This window comes from Clostridium guangxiense, assembly GCF_021043395.1.
GTDB classification, from domain to species: domain Bacteria; phylum Bacillota; class Clostridia; order Clostridiales; family Clostridiaceae; genus Clostridium_S; species Clostridium_S guangxiense.
In genome coordinates this window covers 59,073-80,308 of sequence record NZ_JAJNKE010000001.1, presented here as the reverse complement: position 1 = coordinate 80,308, position 21,236 = coordinate 59,073, and the positions used below count along the sequence as shown (strand labels likewise).

Here is a 21,236-nt window from a genome sequence, read left to right as displayed (position 1 = left end):
ATATGAAAACACCTAACTGTTGAGGAAAACTCCTAGACTGTTTTACTAAGGCAAAATAAGGATTGCAGTGCGGACTTAGTGGCAATTCAGTCCTAAAATTGGCAACATTTTAGTTTTGGAATTAAAAGGAAACTGCCATACGGCGACGTATGGTTACCAAAAGGGAAAACCTACTGAACCTATGCCGCAAGATTTACTTATTTTGTTACCACATATTATAATTACCTATTGATTTTATCATTTGAATGTAAATTGAAATGATATATACGTGGAGGAATGGGTGTGACCAAAAATAAAAATAAGGGTAATGCTAAGGAAAGACGTAAATGGCTGTTAAAAATATTTTTATGGTCAATTACTATAAGTAGTAGCATTTCTCTATTAACAGATTCGCTACTAAATAGAGTAAATACATTAGTAGCTTTTATTTTGTTGATTTTTATAATAAGTCTTGGAATATTTTTTGATATAATAGGAATTGCAGTTACTGTTGCTGACGAAAGGCCATTTCATGCCATGGCTTCAAAAAAAATACATGGAGCTAAAATAGCAATAAATATGGTAAAAAATGCAGATAAGGTATCTACATTTTGTAATGATGTAGTAGGGGATATATGTGGTATTGTAAGTGGAACGATGGGAGCGGTAATTGTTGCAAAAGTCATTTTAATTTTTAGAAATTTTGATTTTAGTGTAAGTGAAAATATTATGTCTAGCATTATAAGTGTAATAATAGGGGCACTCATTGCAGCTTCCACCATATGTGGAAAATCGCTTGGAAAAACTTATGCAATTAATAATAGTAACGCTATTGTTTCAAAAGTTTCAAAACTATTGTACCTGATAGCAAAGGATAGATGATAATGTATAAAATACTTGATAAATATAATAGCATTGAAGAAATAAAAGATATGAATAACAGCAAGTTAAATGAATTTGCTAAGGAAATAAGAAATTTTTTAATACATAAGGTTTCTAAAACTGGAGGACATTTGGCATCTAATTTAGGTGTTGTGGAGCTTACTTTAAGTTTATATAAGGTTTTTAATTTTAATGAAGATAAGATTATATGGGATGTAGGGCATCAGTCCTATGTGCATAAAATTTTAACAGGTAGAAAAGATAAATTTGATACTTTAAGACAATATGGTGGAATAAGTGGTTTTCCTAAAAGAAAGGAAAGTCCTTATGATTTTTTTGAAACTGGACACAGCAGTACATCACTTTCAGCGGCAGCAGGTTTTGCGAGAGCTAGAGATCTATCAAATGCTTCTTATAATGTTGTTGCAGTGATTGGAGACGGCGCATTAACAGGTGGTATGGCATTTGAAGCACTAAATGATATTGGATATAGAAAAACTAAAGTTATAATTATACTTAATGATAATCAAATGTCTATTTCAAAAAATGTTGGAAGTGTTTCAAAATACCTAAATAAAATAAGACTAGATCCTAAATATAATAAAATTAAAGAAGAAGTAAATGAAAAACTTAGAAAAACAAGTATTGGCTCTGAGGTTGCTAATTCAATAAAGAAAATAAAAGGTGGTTTAAAGAGGATAGTAGTACCAGGAATGTTTTTTGAGGATATTGGTATAAAATACTTAGGACCTATAGATGGGCATAACATTGGTGATTTAATAGATGTTATAAGCAAGGCTAAAGAGATTAAGGAACCTGTAATAATCCATGTTATAACCAAAAAAGGAAAAGGATATGATTATGCTGAGAAAAATCCTAATAAGTTTCATGGGGTAGGACCTTTTAATTTTGATAATGGAGAGATTTATTCTTCCTCTGGAATTACGTATTCAAAGGTTTTTGGCAAAACTATCGTTGATATTGCTGAGAAAAATGATAAAATAGTTGGCATTACAGCAGCTATGCCAGATGGTACAGGTTTGTGTGAGTTTTCTAAAAGGTTTCCTAAAAGATTTTTTGATGTAGGAATAGCAGAGCAGCATGCAGTTACTATGGCAGCAGGATTTGCAGCGTCAGGTTATAGACCTATTTTTGCCGTTTATTCTACTTTTCTTCAAAGAGCTTATGACCAGATATTGCATGATGTATGCATTCAAAACCTTCCAGTAGTATTTGCTATTGATAGAGCTGGTATAGTTGGAGAAGATGGAGAAACACATCAGGGAATTTTTGATTTGTCATATTTAAGCAGTATGCCTAATATGACTATTATGGCACCTAAAATCACAGATGATTTGAAATTTATGCTCAATTGGGCAGTAAAGCAAAATTATCCAATAGCTATAAGATATCCGAGGGGAACAGATACTGAAGATGCTAATCTTCCACAACTTAAAGAGTTAAAATTAGGTAGGTGGCAGACTATAAGTGAAGGAAAAGATATTGCAATAATAGCAGCAGGTAAAATGGTACAGCATGCATTTATGGCATCGAAAAGATTGCTCAAAACTGGTATAAACTGCACTGTTGTAAGCGCTGATTTTATAAAGCCAATTGATAAGGAGCTATTAACAAAGCTTGCAAGAGAAAATTATAAATTTGTAATTATCGAAGAAAATGTTTGTCACGGAGGACTTGGAAGCAGTATTCTTGAATATTTAAACAGTAAAAATATTAAAAATAAAGTTTTAATGCTTGGACTTAAAGATGAATTTTTAGTTCAAGGAAAAACTAATATATTGTATAAGGTATGTGGACTTGATGTAGAAAGTATATACAATAAAATTCTTACTTTTGCATAGATGTTAGGAGAAGAGGAGTATATTATGTCACAAAATAAAGAAAGGTTAGACATACTTTTGGTACAGAGGGGTATGTTTGAATCTAGGGAAAAAGCAAGAGCTAGTATAATGGCAGGAGAAATATATGTAGACAATGTTAGGGTTGATAAATGTGGAGAAAAGATAAAGGATGATGCGGCTATAGAATTTAAAGGAAAAAAAATGCCCTATGTAAGTAGAGGTGGGTATAAGCTTGAACGAGCAATAAAATCTTTTGATATCGAACTTGAAAATAAAGTTTGTTTTGATATAGGAGCTTCTACTGGAGGATTTACAGATTGTATGCTTCAAAATGGTGCAGCTAAGGTGTTTGCTATCGATGTTGGATATGGACAATTTGCTTGGAAACTCAGAACTGATTCTAGAGTTGTATGCATGGAGAGAACAAACGTAAGATATGTTACTAATGAACAAATTGGTGAATATGGGAGTTTTGCAAGTATAGATGTATCCTTTATATCCTTAAAAAAAGTTATACCAGCTGTGGTTAATTTGCTGTGTGATGACGGAGAGATAGTTGCTCTTATTAAGCCCCAATTTGAGGCAGGCAGAGAAAAGGTAGGAAAAAAAGGCGTAGTAAAAGATCCAAATACTCATATTGAGGTAATAAGTGAAGTTGTTAAATTTATAAAAGAAAATAATTTTATAATCCTTGGTCTTGATCATTCTCCTATAAAAGGGCCTGAGGGAAATATAGAATATCTAATATATTTTTCTAAAGCTAATAATATAAACGCACATGAACTTGATGATGATGATATAAAAAAAATTGTTGAAATAGCACATGAAAATCTTGATTAGGAGAAATTTTCTATGAAAATAGTAGGTGTAAATATAAATAAAGATAAAGATTGTGATGGAAAAATACGAAATTATATTAAGAATATTTTTGAAGAACAAAACAGAAGGATAAATGTTCAATTTTATGATAGTTTAATTGATTTTGAGAAAGTTTTTAAAGATATTCCGGATATATTTATCGTATTGGGTGGTGATGGTACAATTTTAAATGCGGCTAGAAAGCTAGCCTCCAGCGAGGTACCTATATTTGGCATTAATATTGGACATTTAGGGTTTTTAACCTCTATTGAAATTTCTGAATTAAAAAAGTCTTTAGGTAAAATAATTAATGGAGAATATTATATAGAAGATAGAATGATGCTTAAATGCTCATATATACAAAATAAAACATTAAAAGTTTTCTATTCACTTAATGAAATTGTTTTATCAACGGGAATTTTGGGAAGAATATTTAAGTATAGGGTAAAAGTTGATAAATCATTTTATATGGATTTTAAAGCAGATGGCGTAATAGTATCAACACCAACTGGTTCTACGGCGTATAACCTTTCAGCTGGAGGGCCAATAATATATCCTGACCTTGAATTAATATCTGTAACTCCATTATGCCCTCAAGGAATAAACATGAGAACAAGTGTTTTTGATGGCAAAAGTAATATAGTAGTATGTAATATAAGAAATAATGAGAGTGTAATGATATCAGTAGATGGACAAAAGCCTATGGAGATATATGATGTGGATTATATTGAAGTAAATAAGCTTGAATATAAATGTAAACTTTTAAGGATTAAAGATTATGATTACTTTGATATTTTAAGAAAAAAAATAATACTTAGAACTACAGAATGTGAAGGTGATGATTAATGAAAATATCTAGGCATACGAAAATATTAGAGATTATTAATTCAAAAGATATAGAAACGCAGGAAGAACTTGCAGAAGAACTAAGAAAGAGTGGAATGGAAATTACTCAAGCTACAGTTTCAAGAGATATAAAGGAATTAAAGTTAATTAAAGTTCTTTCACCAAAAGGAAAATATAAATATGCAACTATTTCTCCAACTGAGGTATTTCTTTCAAATAAATTAGTCGCTATATTTTCTCAAACTGTAATTAATATAGATAGTGTCGATAATTTTGTTGTGGTAAAGACCATAACTGGTTCTGGAAATGCAGCAGCAGAAGCTATAGATTCTTTGAATTTAGATGGTATAGCAGGAACTATAGCAGGTGATAACACTATTTTTATATTAGCAAGGTCAAAAGAAAAGGCATATGAATTAGTTCAAAAATTAAAGAAAATGATGAATGAATAAGGAGATGTGTTATGCTTCTTCAGATAAGTATACAGAACTTTGCTTTAATAGAAAAACTTACTGTAACTTTTGATAAAGGATTCAACATTTTGTCTGGTGAAACTGGAGCAGGAAAATCCATTTTAATTGATGCTATAAATTATGTTTTAGGTGGAAAATCAAGCAGAGGGTTTATAAGAACTGGAACTGAAAAGGCTTATGTAGAAGCTGTATTTACTATTGAAAATGACAAAACTGAATTAGCACTTAAAGAAATGGACATAGAATATGATGATTTAGTAATAATAAGTAGAGAAGTGTTTAGATCTGGTAAAAGTATTGCTAAAGTTAATGGAAAATCTATTCTGGTATCAAAGCTTAAAAGTATAAGTCATACACTTATTGATATACATGGTCAGCATGAAAATCAAAACTTACTTGAGGTTTCAAATCATATTTTATATTTGGACAATTTTGGAGAAGAGGATATTTTAAAACAGATAGAAAATTATTCTGTGCTTTACAAGGAAGTAATGGATATAGATAAAAAAATTAAAGAACTTAAGGTATCCGATGATCAAAATGGTAAAATATCTGATTTTTTGAAATATCAAATAGATGAGATTGATAAAGCAAACTTAAAAATAGGGGAAGACGAGGAGCTTGAAGAGAAATTTTCAGTGATATCTAATAGTGAAAATATATCTAAAATTTTCTCTGAAGCTTCTGAAATTTTATATGATGGAACGGATAATAGTAAATCCATATATGATTTATTAGGGTACATAGTAAGTAGGTTTAGAAGTATTGAAGGTAAAAGCGAAAAAATTAAAAATATAGCTGATTCACTTGAAGGATTTTATTACAGTACTCAGGAGATTGTCCAGGATATAAGAGATATAAAAGATAACATAAGTTTTGATGAGAAAGAACTAGAATATGTAAATAGTAGATTGTTTCAAATTGATAATTATAAAAAAAAATATGGTAAAACTATAGAAGAAATTTTTAAATATAAAGAAGAAATTCAAAATAGATATAGCGAATATATAAACAGAGAAGCTATAATTAAAGATTTAGAATTAAAAAAGAATAAAATTTTTGAAAAGCTTATTTATGAGGCAGGAAGACTTCACGAAATGCGTGTTGAACTTGCTAAAACTCTTGAAGTTAAAGTTAAAAATGAACTTAATTATGTAGGTCTTGAAAAAAGCATATTTAAAATAGATGTAAATTTTGATAAAAATAGTATAGGAAGTATTGGAGCGGATAAAGTTCAATTTTTGATTTCAACAAATCCTGGAGAACCTTTAAAATCTCTTGAAAAAGTTGTATCTGGAGGAGAACTTTCTAGAATAATGCTGGCAATAAAAACTGTATTTGTAGATAAAGATAAAGTTCCTTCTGTTATATTTGATGAAATAGATACAGGAATAAGTGGTAGAATAGCGCAGAGCGTAGCAGAAAAAATGTATATAATTTCAACAAAGCACCAAGTATTTTGTGTAACTCATCTTGCACAAATTGCATGTATGTCTGATATACATTTTTTAGTTTCAAAAAATACTGAAAATGGAAAAACATATACTGATGTAAAACGAATTGATAAAGATGAGAAGAAAAAGGTTTTAGCACTTATGATTGGTGGAACTGAAGTAACTAGAATTACAATAGAACATGCTGCAGAAATGATAGAAATGGCAGAAAAAAGGAAAAAGCAAATTACTCAAATAAAATGAAGATTTTCTTTTATTGAAAAACATGAATAATAAATTCATGTTTTTTTTATTATTCAAATTTAGACATTAAAATAAAAGAAATGGCTTTAAATGAAACTATATAATAGCATAATATAATTTTAAAATGGGAAATTTAAATGTAGAAAAGGAGGTTAAAAACATGAAAAAAATTAAGCTTATAGTATTGTATTGTGTTTTAACTCCTATTATAATTATGAGTATTTTAACTTATAATAGAATTAGAAACATTCCTAAAACTATATTTATAAGACAAGGCGAAGGCATAAGCAAATATAGCTTTTTATCATTTAAGCCTTATGAAAGTTCAAATTCTAGAAATAAAGTTAATTTAAAAAAAGATAAAGTTAATGTTAGTATATTAGGAATATTACCGGTAAAGACTGTAGATTTGCAATCTGTTCCTAAAATAAAATTATATCCTGGAGGACAGCCGGTAGGAATAAAACTTAGCACAAAAGGTGTGCTTATAGTTGGTTTTAGTGATATTAATGCTTTGCAAGGAAAGGTTCCTAGTCCTGCAGCTAAAGCAGGTATACAAATTGGTGACAGTCTAGTAAAAGTGAATAATGAAGATGTGCTAAATTCAAAAGATTTATCAAATAAAATAAGCAAGAGCAAAAAAGAACAATTATATTTAACAGTAGAAAGAAAAGGAAAACTCATAGAAAAAAAAGTGGAAAAGATAAAAAGTGAAGACGATGAAAGTTATAAAATAGGACTTTGGGTAAGAGATTCAACAGCTGGTATAGGCACATTAACTTTTTATTATGATAAAGATAATCAATTTGGTGCGCTTGGCCATCCAATTACCGATGTTGATACAGGAACAATTTTAAAAATAAACAGTGGAAATTTAATAAATTCTTCTGTAGTCTCTGTAAGGAAAGGTGTTAAGGGAACACCAGGAGAAATAAGAGGGATTTTTATAAATGAAGAAAACCCGATAGGAAAAATATATAGAAATACTATATGTGGGGTATTTGGTAAAAGTACAGTAAGCATGAGAAATAGTAATTTTAATAAACCACTTGAAATAGGTCTTAGAAATGAAATAAAAATAGGGAAAGCCCAAATATTAACTACTGTAAATGGCGATAAACCTGAAATGTACTCGATACAGATAGAAAAATTGTTTGATCAGCAAGAACCAGGACCTAAAAGTATGATAATTAGAGTTACTGATGAGAGGCTTTTAAATAAAACTGGAGGAATTGTTCAAGGAATGAGTGGAAGTCCAATAATACAAGATGGTAAAATAGTAGGTGCAGTTACTCATGTACTTGTCAATAAACCAGAAGTAGGTTATGGAATTTACATTGAATGGATGCTTAAATCTGCTGGTATCCTGTGATTTGACAAAATAAACATTTAGCTTATGCATATTTAAAAATGGCAATTTTTAAATAATTATGAGACTAGCGTAAGTTAAATGTTTTTTTTAAATAGAATGATTGTATATGCTGCTGCTACTTATGCTGTATGTTTTGTTAATAAATGTAACATATATAATAAATTATTTCGAAATACAATCTATGACTTGATTTTTTGCTTTTTTAGTAATAAAATGGAAAAAAAGATACAAATTGAATTAGCGATTAAATAATAAAAATATTTTATTTAAAAAAGGGAAAAAAATAGTTTTGTCGAATACTTACAATAGCTAATGTTAATTAATGGTAAAAAATAATAAAGGGGAGTCAGAAATGGAAAAAGAAAAAATAAGTGTTTTAATTGCAGATGATAATAAGGAATTTTGTAATATTCTTAATGATTATTTGCTTAATCAAAGTGATATATTCGTTGTAGGAGTAGCTAGAGATGGTATTGAAGCATTAAAGTTAATTGAAGAAAAAAAACCAGACTTAGTTGTTCTTGATATCATTATGCCTCATTTAGATGGCCTAGGAGTCCTTGAGAGACTTAATAATATGAAATTAAGTAATCTTCCTAGAATAATAATTTTATCAGCTGTGGGACAAGATAAAATAACACAAAGAGCTATTACTCTTGGAGCAGATTACTATGTAGTAAAACCTTTTGATATGGAGGTTTTTATAAAAAGAATTAGAGAGATGTTTAATAGCGTTATAGACACTGCTAATAATAGAGGCATGTCATCAGGTTTTACCAATTCAGAAGTAAAGCACATGCCTTCAAGTTTTGCTAATACTTCAGAATATTCCTCAAATTCGCCGCTCAATCTTGAAGGTGAAATAACATCAATAATACACGAGATAGGTGTTCCAGCGCACATAAAGGGTTATATGTATTTAAGGGAAGCAATTACTATGGTGGTAAATAATATAGAATTGCTTTCAGCTGTTACTAAAGAGTTATATCCATCTATTGCGAAAAAATATAATACTACAGCAAGCAGAGTTGAAAGAGCAATAAGACATGCTATAGAAGTTGCATGGTCTAGAGGACAAGTTGAAACTATAAACAAGCTTTTTGGCTATACAATACATAATAGTAAAGGAAAGCCTACAAATTCAGAGTTTATTGCCATGATTGCAGATAAATTAAGACTTCAAAATAAAGTTAGTTAAAAGTTTTATAATATCATTTAAAAATAAAAAATTACGAAGTAACAGTATTTTGAGATGTTAAATGAAAGCTATAAATCTAAAATTTATTAGCTTTCATTTAAATCATCTCATCAATACTGTTACTTTGCTTACTTTTTGAATTAAGATTAAATTAATTTAATTTTTAGTGCGACAGACTTATTACATATAATTAATATTATTTTTAGTAGATGTTTAAGTTATAAATTTCTTTTGCTAATCATAAGATTTATCAAAAGCGATTAACAAAAGGAGTGATACAATGAAAAGATTTGCAATAAAAAATGTTGTCAATACTCATCTTAAAGAAAATTTTTTGCTATATATACTTAGTGCGTTATGTATTGGTATAGGATTTGTTATAGGAGTATATATAGTAAAATATATGACAACATCAGATAAAAGCAATTTGATAAGTTATCTTGCGGACTTCATAAAAGGTAAGAATGGAAATTCTGAAAATTCAAAAATGATTCTTTTTCAGGCAATAAAAAATAATATTCCATTAATTTTAGTAGTATGGTTTTTGGGATTAACAATGATAGGAATTCCAATTATACTCATAATAGATGTTTTAAAAGGATTTACCATAGGATTTACTGTTGCTTTTTTCATAAGTGGATTTGGAATTAAAGGAATAGGCATGGCTATGTTAGGAGTAATACCACAGAATATAATTTATATACCATGTATTATTTTTTTGTCAGTGATAGCTATGGAATTTTCTATTAAGCTTATTAAAGATAATTCGAAAATGTCTATGAGGAGAAGATTTTTTTCTAATATCGGTTCTTATTCTTTTATGTTTATAATAATAACACTAATTATGTTCATGGGTTTTTTCTTTGAAACCTACTGCACTCCTAATATTATAAAGATAATAGCAATGAATGTGTGGGTAATTAATTGTTGAAGAAAGAAGATGAAGTATATATTTTAATTTTAACCTTAATAAAGTGTTTTCTAGTATTAATTATATTTGGTATGTTACTGCCCGAGATGATAGATAAAATAACTACGTATTTTACTTTAAAAGCTAAGTTAAATAGCGATAGTGATTTTGTATATAACATTATTAGCAGTAAAGAAACTATAGTAAAGTTTATTTATTTTTTTAGACTGTCAATTAGATAAATTATGTGGTATCATAAGATAAGTCTGTTATAATGGGAGATTATATATGAATAGTTTTGTTGATGATTATATTACTGAACTAAAGAATAAAAGTTTAAGTGTAAATACCCTTGATGCTTATATAAGGGATATAAAAAGATTTTATGAATTTATTAAGGAAAGAGACGAAAAAGTAGAGGAAATTGAAGTGGTTACAATAATGGCATACGTTCAATATCTTCAAAAAAAAGGACGCGCTAATAGTTCTATAGTAAGAAATATTGTATCTATAAGAAATTTTTATAAATATCTTGTAAAGTTAGGAATAAAAGGTGATAATCCTGTTATACAATATGAAGCCCCAAAGATAAAAAGAAATCTTCCTGAGATTTTAACTGTAGATGAAGTAGACAAGCTCTTAAGAAGTCCTGATGAAACTACAAATAAAGGGATAAGAGATAGGGCTATGCTTGAAATAATGTATGCAACAGGAATAAAAGTTACAGAAATGCTAAATCTAACTATATATGATGTTAATTTAAAATTGGCTTATATAAAATGTAAAGGTATAAAGGAAAAAGAAAGAATTATACCTATTGGATCATATGCAGTGAATTGTCTTGAAAGTTATTTGAAAATTAGAAGTAAAATTAATATTTATAATTTAGATTTTATTTTCTTTAATCTTCAAGGTACTAAAATGACTAGGCAGGGATTTTGGAAACTTGTAAAATTATATGCAAAGGAAGCAGACATACATAAACCTATAAATTCTTATACATTAAGGCATTCCTTTGCAGTTCACTTGCTTCAAAATGGTGCTGATATAAAAACCATACAAGAATTATTAGGACATAGAGATATGGCTACAACTCAAATTTATTCTGGAATTTATAAAAAAACTAAAATAGCAGAAGTATATAAAAATACTCATCCAAGAGCATAATTATGAAAAGTTACATTATTTATCATGGAGGAATCTTAATGAATTATCAAGATATTTTAGAAGCATCAAAGTACATAAAGGAACAAATAAGCATAAGTCCTAAGATAGGAATAATATTAGGATCTGGACTTGGTGACCTTGCAAGGGCAGCAAGTGAAAGCAAAATTATAAAGTATAAGGATGTTCCACATTTTCCAATATCAACAGTTAAAGGTCATGCTGGACAATTTGTATTTGGAAAGTTAGATGGTGCAGAAGTAGTAATGATGGAGGGGAGATTTCATTACTACGAAGGTAATAGAATGGAAGATCTTTCTCTGCCAATTTATGTTATGAAAACTTTGGGGATTGAAAAAATTATAGTTACTAATGCAGCCGGTGGAGTGAACACGAAATTTAAACCTGGGGATTTAATGATAATCAGGGATCATATAAATTTTACTGGCAATAATCCTTTAATAGGTAAGAATATAGACGAAATGGGAGAGAGATTTCCGGATATGTCTAATGCATATGATAAAAAGTTAATTGAAATTGTAAAAAAAGTAGCTAATGATTTTGAAATAGATGTTGTAGAAGGGACTTATTTCATGATGACAGGGCCTAGCTATGAAACTCCAGCTGAAATAAGAATGATAAGAATTCTTGGAGGAGATGCAGTAGGTATGTCCACAGTTCCAGAAGTTATAGCTGCGAACCATTGTAAAATTAAAGTTATAGGAATATCATGCATAACTAATATGGCAGCGGGAATACTTGATGAGCCTTTAAACCATAAGGAAGTAATTGAAACATCAAATAAGGTAAAGGATAAATTCTCAAAATTAGTTAGAGGCATTATTAGCGAAATATAAACTTTTTTCTTCATTTTGTGATAATTTTTTTTAACATGGTAAAAATAAGTTTATAAACTTGATAGTTAGAAAGGATGATACACAAAATGAAAAAAAAGGGGTTTATTATAACAACACTGGCTTTGATAATAATTTTTCTTCAAAGTATATTTTTGCCTGTGTATGTAACTGCTTTTGCACCAAATGATAATAAAAATAGTACTGAAAATCAAGGTGGGATTAAAGTAGATGCTAGATCTGCAATTTTACTTGAACCTACTACTGGAAACATTATTTATGAAAAAAATTGCCATGAAAAATTTGCTCCAGCATCTGTAACTAAAATAATGACTATGCTTCTTACAATGGAGGCAGTAGATAGTGGAAAAATTAAGCTTTCTGATAAGGTTACTATAAGTGAAAATGCAAAAAAAATGGGTGGAAGCTCTATGCTTTTGGATACGGGAGAAATTAGAACTGTAGAAGAACTTTTAAAAGGAATAGCTATTGCATCAGGGAATGATGCGGCAGTTGCAATGGCAGAGTATTTAGGTGGAAGCGAAGATAATTTTGTAGTTATGATGAATAAAAGAGCACAAGAATTGGGAATGAAGGATACTACATTTAGAAATTGTACGGGATTAAGTTCAGATGGTCATGTTACTACAGCTTATGATATTTCTTTAATGTCTAGAGAATTATTAAAACATTCTAAAATTTTAAAATATACAGGAACTTATATGGAAACTATAAGTGAGGGTAGGAAGAGCCCAATAGGACTTGTTAATCATAATAAATTAGTTAGATTTTTTAAAGGTTGTGATGGGCTTAAAACAGGATTTACTGATGAAGCTAAATATTGTATAAGTGCTACAGCTGTAAGAGATGGAGTTAGAATGCTTACTGTAATTATGGGTGCACCTACATACAAAGTTAGAAATAAGGATGCAAGTATGCTTATGAATTATGGTTTTTCAAAATACCAGCAAAAGAAGATTGTTTCTAAAGATGATGTAGTTGCTAAGATAACCTTAAATAAAAATGGCGATAAGTTTTTTATAGCAAAATCTAATGAGGATTTAACCATAGTAATGCCAAAAGGTAATAATGGTAAGATTACAAGTAAGTGTTTCTTTAACATTAAAAAAGATAGCAAAATAGTAAAAAAAGGAAGTATAATAGGATATTGTGAGTATTATTTAGATGCTAAAAGTATAGGAAAAGTAAAGATATATTGTGACAGAGATATTAAAAAAGGTGGCTTTTTTGAAAATTTAAGAAAAGATTTTAATAAGGTATTTGATAATTCTATATAGACTATGTTAGAATAGCTGTGAAGTTAAACTTTGCAGCTATTTTTTTATGCTATTTAATAGGGGAGATTTTTATGATACTGAATATAAATATAAATAATTTTCAAGGTCCCTTTGATTTATTATTACATCTTATTAAAAAAAATGAGATGGATATATACGACATAAAAATTCATGAAATAACAAATCAATATATGGAATATTTAAACGAGATGAAGGAAATTGATTTAGAAATCACTTCTGAATTTATTGTTATTGCAGCGACTTTGTTAGAGATAAAATCCAAACTTTTGCTACCCAAAAACAAAGAAGAAGAAGAAGAAGAAAATGATCCAAGAGAAGAATTGGTTTCCAAACTTTTAGAATATAAAAAGTTTAAGGCAGTTGCAAGTTATTTAAGACAAAGGCAGGAAGAAAGTGGACTTGTATTTTCAAAAAAACCAGAAATTATAGATGATAAAGATGACATTAAAGGCAAAGACATATTAAAGGGAGTTACAATGCTTGAATTATATAACTTATTTTGTAAACTCATGAATAATTATGATAATAAGCTGAATGATAACAATGTGTATTTAAGTGAAATTTCTGTTGATGAGTATAAAGTAGAAGATAAAATGAATTATTTATTAGACGGAGTTAAAAATAAAAAAACTTTATATTTTTCAGATATTATTAAAAAATGCTGCAATAAGCTTGAAATGGTAGTTACTTTTATGGCACTTTTGGAGCTTGTAAAGCTGAAAAATGTAAAAATATATCAGGAAAATAATTTTAACGAGATATTCATGGAGAGGATTGAAAATAATGAAAAAAATTAATATAAAACAGTTAGAAATGCAAGGTATTCCTGATGGAAGTAACTATGAATCTATAATAGAAGCGGTTTTATTTGCTAGTGGGGAGCCTTTAAAAATTAAGCAAATTGCTTCAATTATTGAGTGCAATGAAAAGCATGCAAAACGAATTTTAGATAATATGATTATTAAGTATAATGACGAAAAAAGAGGTATAAAACTTATTTGTATAAATGATAGTTATCAGCTTGTTACGAAGCCAGAAAACAGTAATTATGTAAGTAAACTTTTGAAGACTAATTCAAGACAATCATTATCTCAGGCTGCCATGGAAACTTTGGCGATAATATCGTATAAACAACCAATTACAAGAATAGATGTGGATGAAATAAGAGGTGTTAAAAGTGATAGAGCAATATTAACACTTCAGGATAAAGGGCTTATTAAGGAAAACGGAAGACTTGATGTTCCTGGAAGACCAATTTTGTATTCTACTACAGATGAATTCTTAAAAAGTTTTTCTATAGGAAACCTAGAGGAACTGCCTCATCTTGATGAATTTTTGATAAAAAATGAGGATTCAGATGATAAGGACTTATAGATAAAACGCTTTAACTATTGAAATTGATGTGCACCATAATGCACAGAAGACGGCATTTTGGTATAAATAAATTTCAAGTTTTAGGGTGCTTTATCTTTATTTAGTTAGTATTTTAGAATAATTATATCTGCTGTTATGGCAGATATAATTATTAGAAGTTTTTAAAAGCCAACTTCTTCATCGTGATATTTAGATTTCTTTACTTCATCCTTAAGTTTTGAATCTTTTTTATCACAACTATGTGAATGTGTCATATTTTTTACCATATCCATAACTTGAGGCACCAAATCAACAATTTTTTCATAAGTATTTTCCGCATTTAAAGGTAACAGTCTTACGGAATCATCTTTTAATACTAAAAATGCCACAGGTTTTATTGAAATCCCTGAACCTGAACCTCCTCCAAATGGATAATTTTTTTGATTTTCAGGTGAAAGAGAAGTGTTAAATTCACTTCCTCCTGAAACGAAACCAAAGGATACTTTAGATATAGGTATTATAAGTGAGTTGTTATCTCCTTTAATTGGGTCACCAATGATGGTGTTCACATCGACCATTTCTCTGATATTTTCCATGGTGCTTTTCATTAAATTTTCAATAGGATGATTATCCATAATACGATTCCTCCTAAAATTTTATAAATACTTTAAAAATACAATTAATTATTTACATACTTTAAATGTTTATAATTAATTCTTTTATATTTATTATGAGTTTTAATCATGATAAATAGTATAGAAATTACTATATATATAGTTTTAGCTATATTTATCCAGATTATACTATGAATTTTAATTTCTAATATGTTTTTTTTAAAATCAGGATTTATTTTATAATCTATATCTTTTATTTTAAAAAAGTTTTTTGAAAATAAAAAAGCAAGTTGAATAAAGTAATTCATAAGTCCAAAAATTTCAGCTGTTTTTGCGGCATCATCCAATCCTAGTATTATATTTGCATGAACTTTTAAATGAGGTTTAAAATGAAATCTTTTAATTTCTCTTATGTAGTCAAATGGAAAGAAAAAGTGTTTTCTTTGCAAATCATGTTTTGTCTCTTGTACTCTATTAAACAATTGTATTTCTTTAATCGATCTATTATAAAGTTTTAATATAATATCGTAATCTTTATAAAAAAAATCTAATATTACTGGAAATGGTATAAAAAGAAGCATCAAGATAATCAATAAAATGTACATGTATAAACCTCCTAAATAGGATATATATAGATATTATAACCATATTAGTATTTTTTTATAATTATTTTATAATGTAACCATGAATATTTGTGAGTGACGTATGGAAAAATAATATAAGGTGATAGATATTTGTTTAAATATAATCATATTTATTAACATAACTATAATTATGTTAATAAAAATTAATGTAAACAAAAGAAAAGAAGGGAATAAATTTGAAAGTAAAAAAATTAAATACCTTTATATGTATATTATTAGCTCTAAATATTCTATCAAATACCACCTTTATTAAAGCAGAAGATAGAAATTTAAATATTGATGCAAAATGTGCAATAGCTATAGACAGTAAAAGTAAAGCTGTTTTATATGAAAAAAATTCTAATATGATTGTTCCAATGGCCAGCACAACTAAAATAATGACAGCACTTGTGGCGATGAAGTATGGAAAACTTGATCAAAAGTTTACTGTTTCTAAAAATGCAGTATCTATAAGGGGTTCTAAAGTTGGATATAAGCGCGGAGAAAAGATTACTTTAAAAGAACTTCTATATGGACTAATGTTTAGGTCAGGTAATGATGCAGCGATTACAATAGCTGAAGGAATATCTGGAAGTGTAGAAAATTTTTCAAAACTCATGAATGAATGTGCATGGGAGATAGGTGCTTTTAACACGCATTTTATAACACCTCATGGGTTAGATAAAGAATTCCACTATTGTACGGCGTATGATTTAGCCATTATAACTTCAAAGGCTAAGGAATATAAATTATTTAATGATATCGTAGGAACAAAGGATATGGCTGCAAATCAATGTGGATTTACGAGAAGTTATCACAATATAAACAAGATATTAACTCTAATTCCAGGTGCAAATGGTGTTAAAACAGGATACACTGGTAAGGCTGGTAAGTGCCTTGTGACCTCTATAAATGTTAATGGTCACGATGTTATCTTTGTTGTATTAAATTGTACTCCTAGATGGGCTGAAACTAAAAAGATGTACAATTATGTTGTGAAAAATTATACCTATAGAAAAATAAATTCTAAAGGAAATAAGGTATATGAAGGCAATGTGAAATATGGTAAAAACAAGCTGGAACTCTATGTTTCACATGATATAGTTATTCCATGCAAAAACAATGAAGCTTATTCAACTAAAATTACTGTTTCAAAAGAGTTAAAAGCTCCTTTAAGTAAAAATAGTAAAATAGGTAGAATTGATGTGTTTGTAAAAGGAAAATGTGTATATACAGATTATTTGGTATCAAATTCAGTTAGAAGCATACCCTATATAAAAAGAATATTTAGTAAAGATTAGTACTTAATTATGAGTAATACGTGATAGATTTTGACTACAAGGTTTAACATCTATCACGTATTACTTATTTAGATTTAAAAATTAAATTTCATCTTTAATTTCATTTGGAAACTTTCTACAGTGGTCACATGTGTTGTTTTTACACCCTAATAGATTACTAGGGCATATACATAAATGATATGCAATGTTATACAATACATTGATAGATGGTAGTTTGTTCCCATTTTCAATATCCGACAAATATCCATTACTTTTTTTTATTCTAAAGGCCAATTCTTTTTGAGATATATGTCTAGATTTTCGTATTTTCCTTATGTTTATTCCTATGTTTGGGTTCATAGCTCTCCTTTCATAATGTTCTTTAATAAAAACTATAATTTAATATATTAATTGTATAAAATTATGATAAAAGTAAAATTTTTTTTTGACATGTATCACAATATAGTTAAAAAATATAGGGAAAAATATGTTATTGTTTCTCTATAAGTGAAATTATAGGTGTTATACTAATATTATACACAAATAAGTATAAGTTTGTTAATTTTGGGGGAGGGAAATTGTATTATGAAGATTGATGTAAATAAATTTGATTTAAATGTTAGTGATGATTTTGATAAAAAAGTAGGAAAATTAACTAATAATGAAATAGTCAAGCTGCTTAAGGTTATTGAAAATAATTTAATGAATAAAAAATATATAGATGAAAATGTATTCTTTAGGCTGATTAAAATAATTAAAAATAGATCAGAGTATGCACAAACATTTTTTGAATATAAAAAGCTGCTTATTTGTATTGAAAAGCTATTATGGTTAATTAAAAAAAATATAGACTGCGAATATAATGAGAAACAAGAAAAGGAGTACGATAATATTATGAAAATAGATCCTGATGTTAGAAATTCAGTAATTAGGTTGTTAGATTTAGAAAATGAAAGAGAAGAAAAGCTAATGTCTTTCTTCAAAATTCATAATTCATAGGTATAAAGCAAATTATCAATTTATTGGAACTACAAATGGTATTGAATAAACATCATGTTTGTTAATATTAGAAATGCGATACCATTATTTAAAGATTGTAGGCCATAAAAAATTATGATAGAAAATAGGACTACTGCACTAAATAAAAAATTGATAAGTCATAACTAATTTTTAGTGCTGCAGTCTTATTTTTTATGATATCTAGTTAATAGTAAAGATGTTTGTTTTACTGTAATAAATGCTCAATATTCACAGTTCAGTTTTTTTATAAGTAAATAATTTATTTTATATAATTTAAGTTGATTTATTAATAATTTTTTGCTTACTTAACATAAATTTTATTAAGTATATTGCTATTTGTATAACATGGTGCTATAATCCATTTAAATACATTATTTTAATTATTTGTAGCAACAGTAAAATTAAGTATAATATTTTACTTAATTGTTACATTTAAAAATATTGTATTAGACATAAGTTTATTGGCACAACAATAAAAAAGGGGGGTCTATTATGAACAAATCATTAAAAAAACTTCTTTTGTTGGGGCTTATTTCTTCCACATTACTTCTACCACAAAGTGCTTTTGCTAGGTCAACTAGTAGTCTAACTAACACAAAACTACACACTCACTGGGAAGGCAGAACAACAATAAAGGTTAAGAGAGCATCATCTTCAGGACCTGTGGGTTATACACCTTCTCAAATCAGAAAGGCCTATGGCGTAAGCAATGTTTCTTCTACAGGCAATGGTGAAACAATAGCTATTGTAGATGCTTATGGAAGTCCAACTATGCAAAGTGATTTAAACGCTTTTTCATCGGAATTTGGTCTTTCAAGCGCTAATTTAACTATTGCTTATCCTAATGGAAAACCTACAAATACTGATGGTGGATGGGCGCTTGAAACTTCTATGGACGTCGAATGGGCTCACGCAATTGCTCCAGATGCTAAGATTCTTTTAGTGGTTGCTAAATCTGCTTCCGATACTTATTTAATGAGTGCTATTAACTATGCCACTTCTCATGGGGCTGAGGTTGTATCAAATAGCTGGGGTGGTTCTGAAGCATATGATGAAAACAATTATGATTCATACTTTAACCATTCAGGCGTAACTTATTTGGCTTCCTCAGGTGATAGTGGTTCAGGAGTAGAATGGCCAGCATCATCTCCTTATGTGGTTTCTGCTGGTGGAACTACACTAAATATCGATTCAACTGGAACATATGAGAGTGAAACTGGTTGGTCAGGTTCAGGTGGTGGCTTAAGTACTTATGTGTCAGCACCTATTTATCAAAAAAGCGTATCTAGCATAGTAGGAAATTATCGTGGCAATCCTGATATATCATGGGTATCCGATCCTAATACTGGAGCAGCTGTTTATGATACTACACCAGAGGAAGGTGAAACTGGTTGGTTTCAAGTTGGTGGTACAAGCCTTAGCTCTCCAAGTTTAGCTGGTGTTGTAGCATTAATTGATCAAAGTCTTGGACATTCTCTTGATAGTTATGATTTTTTAACAGATCTTTATGCAGCCACAAGTTCAGGTTATAATACTGACTATCATGATATAACTAGCGGAAGTAATGGTGATTATAGTGCTGAATCTGGTTATGATCTTGTAACAGGAATAGGAAGTCCAAAAGTAGACAAGCTTATAAGCTACTTTGACACTAACTACTAGCTTGCAAATCACTTTTTATTAATATATTATAATAAGTTGCTGAACTAGTAAAATGAACTGTTTTCTATTAAGTAGACAGCATAAAAAAATAAAATTTTTAAACAGGTGTTATTGCTTAGCACCTGTTTTTTTTAAAATTGACCATAAATATCTTGTTAGTGTATTAAAAACTGGATTATTGTGGAATATAAATTTAAACTTTCTTTTTTTACATATATATTTTGAGATTAAAACTAGAGTTAAGTAGCAAACCCTTTTATAATTAATATCTTTATGATATTCTCGTCTTATCTTTATTACTATGTGGCAATATTCGTGTAGTTTTGAGACACAAATATGTAAAAAAATAGATAAGATGTAAAATTAATAAATGATATATAATGTCTTTAAAGATGAAATAAATCTATAAGTAATAAGGGGATGATGCATATGTCTTACAAAATTTTGGATAGAGCTTTATGTGAAATTATGGCATCTAAACAAAGCAAAAAAATACTTACAGGAATTTTAGCGGCTGTAGAAAATTTTAAGGTTAGTGATGATGAGATTATTGATTGTGGTGTTGTATTTCTTGGTGAATTTAAAATAATTATACCAGCCAAGGATATGAATATAACAAGACAAGACAAAAAAGTAATTAGAAGTATGCTTGGTGCCGAGATTGATTATTTAATAAAAGAAATTGATGAAACAAATAAAATTGCCATTGCTTCACGGTTTAAGGCTATGGAACTTAGAAAAAATATAGAATTAAAAAAATATAAAGTTGGAGATAAGGTTTTTGTTAGGGTTACATCTGTGGGTAGAAAAAGCTGTACAGTTGATTGTTATGGGGTTGAATGCAGTGTTCCAATATCAGAAATTGATTATGGTTACATAGATGATATAAACAAACATGTAAAAATAGGTGACAAGATTCAAGGTATAATAAAGAAAATTGATATTGAAAATAATGTTGTGGATATTTCACTGAAGGAAGCTAAAGATGATCCATATAACATATTAATAAATTCAATTAAAAAAGGTGGAGAATATGTAGCTGAAGTTACAGGAATACAGCCTTATGGAATATTTCTTACAATAAGAGAAGGGATGAATTGTTTATGTCCATTTCCAAATTGGTCTAATTTTTCACCTTCAATAGGAGAGAAATTTGTAGTTAAAATAAAAAGTATAAAATCAGATGATAGAAAAATTAATGCAAATTTAATGAGACAAATAAACTAATTTTATATTTGAAATCAATTAATATAAATATTAATTGATTTCA

The 21,236-nt window shown here is 28.5% G+C and carries 22 protein-coding genes; 19 read left to right on the top strand and 3 right to left on the bottom strand.

The window, feature by feature from the left end:
* Positions 1-276 precede the first annotated feature (276 nt).
* From LQK79_RS00465 to scpB, 15 genes are all read left to right on the top strand, one after another.
* Complete coding sequence (locus tag LQK79_RS00465) at positions 277-861, top strand: hypothetical protein (RefSeq protein ID WP_231015023.1); 585 nt, start codon at positions 277-279, stop codon at positions 859-861.
* A 2-nt stretch (positions 862-863) separates the two neighbouring features.
* Positions 864-2,723: a 1-deoxy-D-xylulose-5-phosphate synthase gene (dxs, locus tag LQK79_RS00460; protein WP_231015022.1), complete on the top strand. Its 1,860-nt coding sequence runs from the start codon at positions 864-866 to the stop codon at positions 2,721-2,723.
* A 24-nt stretch (positions 2,724-2,747) separates the two neighbouring features.
* Positions 2,748-3,563, top strand: coding sequence for a TlyA family RNA methyltransferase (locus LQK79_RS00455; protein WP_231015021.1), 816 nt, complete (start codon positions 2,748-2,750; stop codon positions 3,561-3,563).
* A gap of 12 nt (positions 3,564-3,575) precedes the next feature.
* Complete coding sequence (locus LQK79_RS00450; protein WP_231015020.1) at positions 3,576-4,427, top strand: NAD(+)/NADH kinase; 852 nt, start codon at positions 3,576-3,578, stop codon at positions 4,425-4,427.
* Complete coding sequence (locus LQK79_RS00445; RefSeq protein WP_231015019.1) at positions 4,427-4,879, top strand: arginine repressor; 453 nt, start codon at positions 4,427-4,429, stop codon at positions 4,877-4,879. The genes LQK79_RS00450 and LQK79_RS00445 overlap by 1 nt, the downstream gene beginning before the upstream one ends.
* A gap of 11 nt (positions 4,880-4,890) precedes the next feature.
* Complete coding sequence (gene recN, locus LQK79_RS00440) at positions 4,891-6,597, top strand: DNA repair protein RecN (protein ID WP_231015018.1); 1,707 nt, start codon at positions 4,891-4,893, stop codon at positions 6,595-6,597.
* Between the two features lie 160 nt (positions 6,598-6,757).
* A complete protein-coding gene (spoIVB, locus tag LQK79_RS00435) occupies positions 6,758-7,969 on the top strand; it encodes a SpoIVB peptidase (RefSeq protein WP_231015017.1) in 1,212 nt (403 codons plus the stop codon).
* Positions 7,970-8,321: 352 nt separating this feature from the next.
* Positions 8,322-9,167 carry a sporulation transcription factor Spo0A gene (gene spo0A / locus LQK79_RS00430; protein ID WP_231015016.1) on the top strand — a complete coding sequence of 282 codons (846 nt, stop codon included), beginning with the start codon at positions 8,322-8,324 and terminating at the stop codon, positions 9,165-9,167.
* 280 nt (positions 9,168-9,447) lie between these two features.
* Positions 9,448-10,098: a stage II sporulation protein M gene (spoIIM, locus tag LQK79_RS00425; protein WP_231015015.1), complete on the top strand. Its 651-nt coding sequence runs from the start codon at positions 9,448-9,450 to the stop codon at positions 10,096-10,098.
* The gene (locus LQK79_RS00420) at positions 10,092-10,319 is read left to right on the top strand and encodes a hypothetical protein (RefSeq protein WP_231015014.1); all 228 of its coding nucleotides are present in this window, start codon (positions 10,092-10,094) and stop codon (positions 10,317-10,319) included. The genes spoIIM and LQK79_RS00420 overlap by 7 nt, the downstream gene beginning before the upstream one ends.
* Before the next feature lie 46 nt (positions 10,320-10,365).
* The gene (gene xerD, locus LQK79_RS00415) at positions 10,366-11,244 is read left to right on the top strand and encodes a site-specific tyrosine recombinase XerD (RefSeq protein WP_231015013.1); all 879 of its coding nucleotides are present in this window, start codon (positions 10,366-10,368) and stop codon (positions 11,242-11,244) included.
* Between the two features lie 38 nt (positions 11,245-11,282).
* Complete coding sequence (locus tag LQK79_RS00410; RefSeq protein WP_231015012.1) at positions 11,283-12,098, top strand: purine-nucleoside phosphorylase; 816 nt, start codon at positions 11,283-11,285, stop codon at positions 12,096-12,098.
* Between the two features lie 86 nt (positions 12,099-12,184).
* Entirely contained in the window at positions 12,185-13,393 is a 1,209-nt protein-coding gene (locus tag LQK79_RS00405) for a D-alanyl-D-alanine carboxypeptidase family protein (protein ID WP_231015011.1), read from the top strand.
* A gap of 71 nt (positions 13,394-13,464) precedes the next feature.
* Positions 13,465-14,211 carry a segregation/condensation protein A gene (locus tag LQK79_RS00400; RefSeq protein ID WP_231015010.1) on the top strand — a complete coding sequence of 249 codons (747 nt, stop codon included), beginning with the start codon at positions 13,465-13,467 and terminating at the stop codon, positions 14,209-14,211.
* Complete coding sequence (gene scpB, locus LQK79_RS00395; RefSeq protein WP_231015009.1) at positions 14,198-14,788, top strand: SMC-Scp complex subunit ScpB; 591 nt, start codon at positions 14,198-14,200, stop codon at positions 14,786-14,788. Before LQK79_RS00400 ends, scpB begins: the two co-directional genes overlap by 14 nt.
* Before the next feature lie 161 nt (positions 14,789-14,949).
* Here scpB and ytfJ read toward each other — a convergent pair whose 3' ends face one another.
* On the bottom strand, positions 14,950-15,402 hold the full coding sequence (ytfJ, locus tag LQK79_RS00390) for a GerW family sporulation protein (protein WP_231015008.1): 453 nt from the start codon (positions 15,400-15,402) through the stop codon (positions 14,950-14,952).
* Between the two features lie 44 nt (positions 15,403-15,446).
* The gene (locus LQK79_RS00385) at positions 15,447-15,986 is read right to left on the bottom strand and encodes a DUF2953 domain-containing protein (RefSeq protein ID WP_231015007.1); all 540 of its coding nucleotides are present in this window, start codon (positions 15,984-15,986) and stop codon (positions 15,447-15,449) included.
* A gap of 215 nt (positions 15,987-16,201) precedes the next feature.
* Between LQK79_RS00385 and LQK79_RS00380 the strand changes: the two genes are divergently transcribed.
* Positions 16,202-17,305: a D-alanyl-D-alanine carboxypeptidase family protein gene (locus LQK79_RS00380; protein ID WP_231015006.1), complete on the top strand. Its 1,104-nt coding sequence runs from the start codon at positions 16,202-16,204 to the stop codon at positions 17,303-17,305.
* 81 nt (positions 17,306-17,386) lie between these two features.
* On the opposite strand, the gene LQK79_RS00375 is transcribed toward LQK79_RS00380, so the two are convergent.
* On the bottom strand, positions 17,387-17,644 hold the full coding sequence (locus tag LQK79_RS00375; RefSeq protein WP_231015005.1) for a helix-turn-helix domain-containing protein: 258 nt from the start codon (positions 17,642-17,644) through the stop codon (positions 17,387-17,389).
* 225 nt (positions 17,645-17,869) lie between these two features.
* Here LQK79_RS00375 and LQK79_RS00370 point away from each other — a divergent pair, with 225 nt between their 5' ends.
* The 3 genes from LQK79_RS00370 to LQK79_RS00360 all read left to right on the top strand — a co-directional run bounded on the left by LQK79_RS00370 (position 17,870) and on the right by LQK79_RS00360 (position 21,193).
* Positions 17,870-18,283, top strand: coding sequence for a hypothetical protein (locus LQK79_RS00370; protein ID WP_231015004.1), 414 nt, complete (start codon positions 17,870-17,872; stop codon positions 18,281-18,283).
* 513 nt (positions 18,284-18,796) lie between these two features.
* Positions 18,797-19,966 carry a S53 family peptidase gene (locus LQK79_RS00365; RefSeq protein WP_231015003.1) on the top strand — a complete coding sequence of 390 codons (1,170 nt, stop codon included), beginning with the start codon at positions 18,797-18,799 and terminating at the stop codon, positions 19,964-19,966.
* A gap of 429 nt (positions 19,967-20,395) precedes the next feature.
* Positions 20,396-21,193, top strand: a complete 798-nt coding sequence (locus LQK79_RS00360) for a S1 RNA-binding domain-containing protein (RefSeq protein ID WP_231015002.1) — start codon at positions 20,396-20,398, stop codon at positions 21,191-21,193.
* The last annotated feature ends 43 nt before the right edge of the window (positions 21,194-21,236 follow it).

Excerpts from the sequence above, each read along its gene's own strand:
- LQK79_RS00450 (WP_231015020.1), top strand. The coding sequence starts at position 3,576 with ATGAAAATAGTAGGTGTAAATATAAATAAAGATAAAGATTGTGATGGA.
- LQK79_RS00370 (WP_231015004.1), top strand. The coding sequence starts at position 17,870 with ATGAAGATTGATGTAAATAAATTTGATTTAAATGTTAGTGATGATTTT.
- ytfJ (WP_231015008.1), bottom strand. The coding sequence starts at position 15,402 with ATGGATAATCATCCTATTGAAAATTTAATGAAAAGCACCATGGAAAAT.
- LQK79_RS00445 (WP_231015019.1), top strand. The coding sequence starts at position 4,427 with ATGAAAATATCTAGGCATACGAAAATATTAGAGATTATTAATTCAAAA.
- LQK79_RS00360 (WP_231015002.1), top strand. The coding sequence starts at position 20,396 with ATGTCTTACAAAATTTTGGATAGAGCTTTATGTGAAATTATGGCATCT.
- LQK79_RS00410 (WP_231015012.1), top strand. The coding sequence starts at position 11,283 with ATGAATTATCAAGATATTTTAGAAGCATCAAAGTACATAAAGGAACAA.
- LQK79_RS00400 (WP_231015010.1), top strand. The coding sequence starts at position 13,465 with ATGATACTGAATATAAATATAAATAATTTTCAAGGTCCCTTTGATTTA.
- spo0A (WP_231015016.1), top strand. The coding sequence starts at position 8,322 with ATGGAAAAAGAAAAAATAAGTGTTTTAATTGCAGATGATAATAAGGAA.
- LQK79_RS00375 (WP_231015005.1), bottom strand. The coding sequence starts at position 17,644 with ATGAACCCAAACATAGGAATAAACATAAGGAAAATACGAAAATCTAGA.
- LQK79_RS00365 (WP_231015003.1), top strand. The coding sequence starts at position 18,797 with ATGAACAAATCATTAAAAAAACTTCTTTTGTTGGGGCTTATTTCTTCC.
- LQK79_RS00405 (WP_231015011.1), top strand. The coding sequence starts at position 12,185 with ATGAAAAAAAAGGGGTTTATTATAACAACACTGGCTTTGATAATAATT.
- LQK79_RS00455 (WP_231015021.1), top strand. The coding sequence starts at position 2,748 with ATGTCACAAAATAAAGAAAGGTTAGACATACTTTTGGTACAGAGGGGT.
- LQK79_RS00385 (WP_231015007.1), bottom strand. The coding sequence starts at position 15,986 with ATGTACATTTTATTGATTATCTTGATGCTTCTTTTTATACCATTTCCA.
- scpB (WP_231015009.1), top strand. The coding sequence starts at position 14,198 with ATGAAAAAAATTAATATAAAACAGTTAGAAATGCAAGGTATTCCTGAT.
- recN (WP_231015018.1), top strand. The coding sequence starts at position 4,891 with ATGCTTCTTCAGATAAGTATACAGAACTTTGCTTTAATAGAAAAACTT.
- xerD (WP_231015013.1), top strand. The coding sequence starts at position 10,366 with ATGAATAGTTTTGTTGATGATTATATTACTGAACTAAAGAATAAAAGT.
- spoIIM (WP_231015015.1), top strand. The coding sequence starts at position 9,448 with ATGAAAAGATTTGCAATAAAAAATGTTGTCAATACTCATCTTAAAGAA.
- dxs (WP_231015022.1), top strand. The coding sequence starts at position 864 with ATGTATAAAATACTTGATAAATATAATAGCATTGAAGAAATAAAAGAT.
- LQK79_RS00465 (WP_231015023.1), top strand. The coding sequence starts at position 277 with ATGGGTGTGACCAAAAATAAAAATAAGGGTAATGCTAAGGAAAGACGT.
- spoIVB (WP_231015017.1), top strand. The coding sequence starts at position 6,758 with ATGAAAAAAATTAAGCTTATAGTATTGTATTGTGTTTTAACTCCTATT.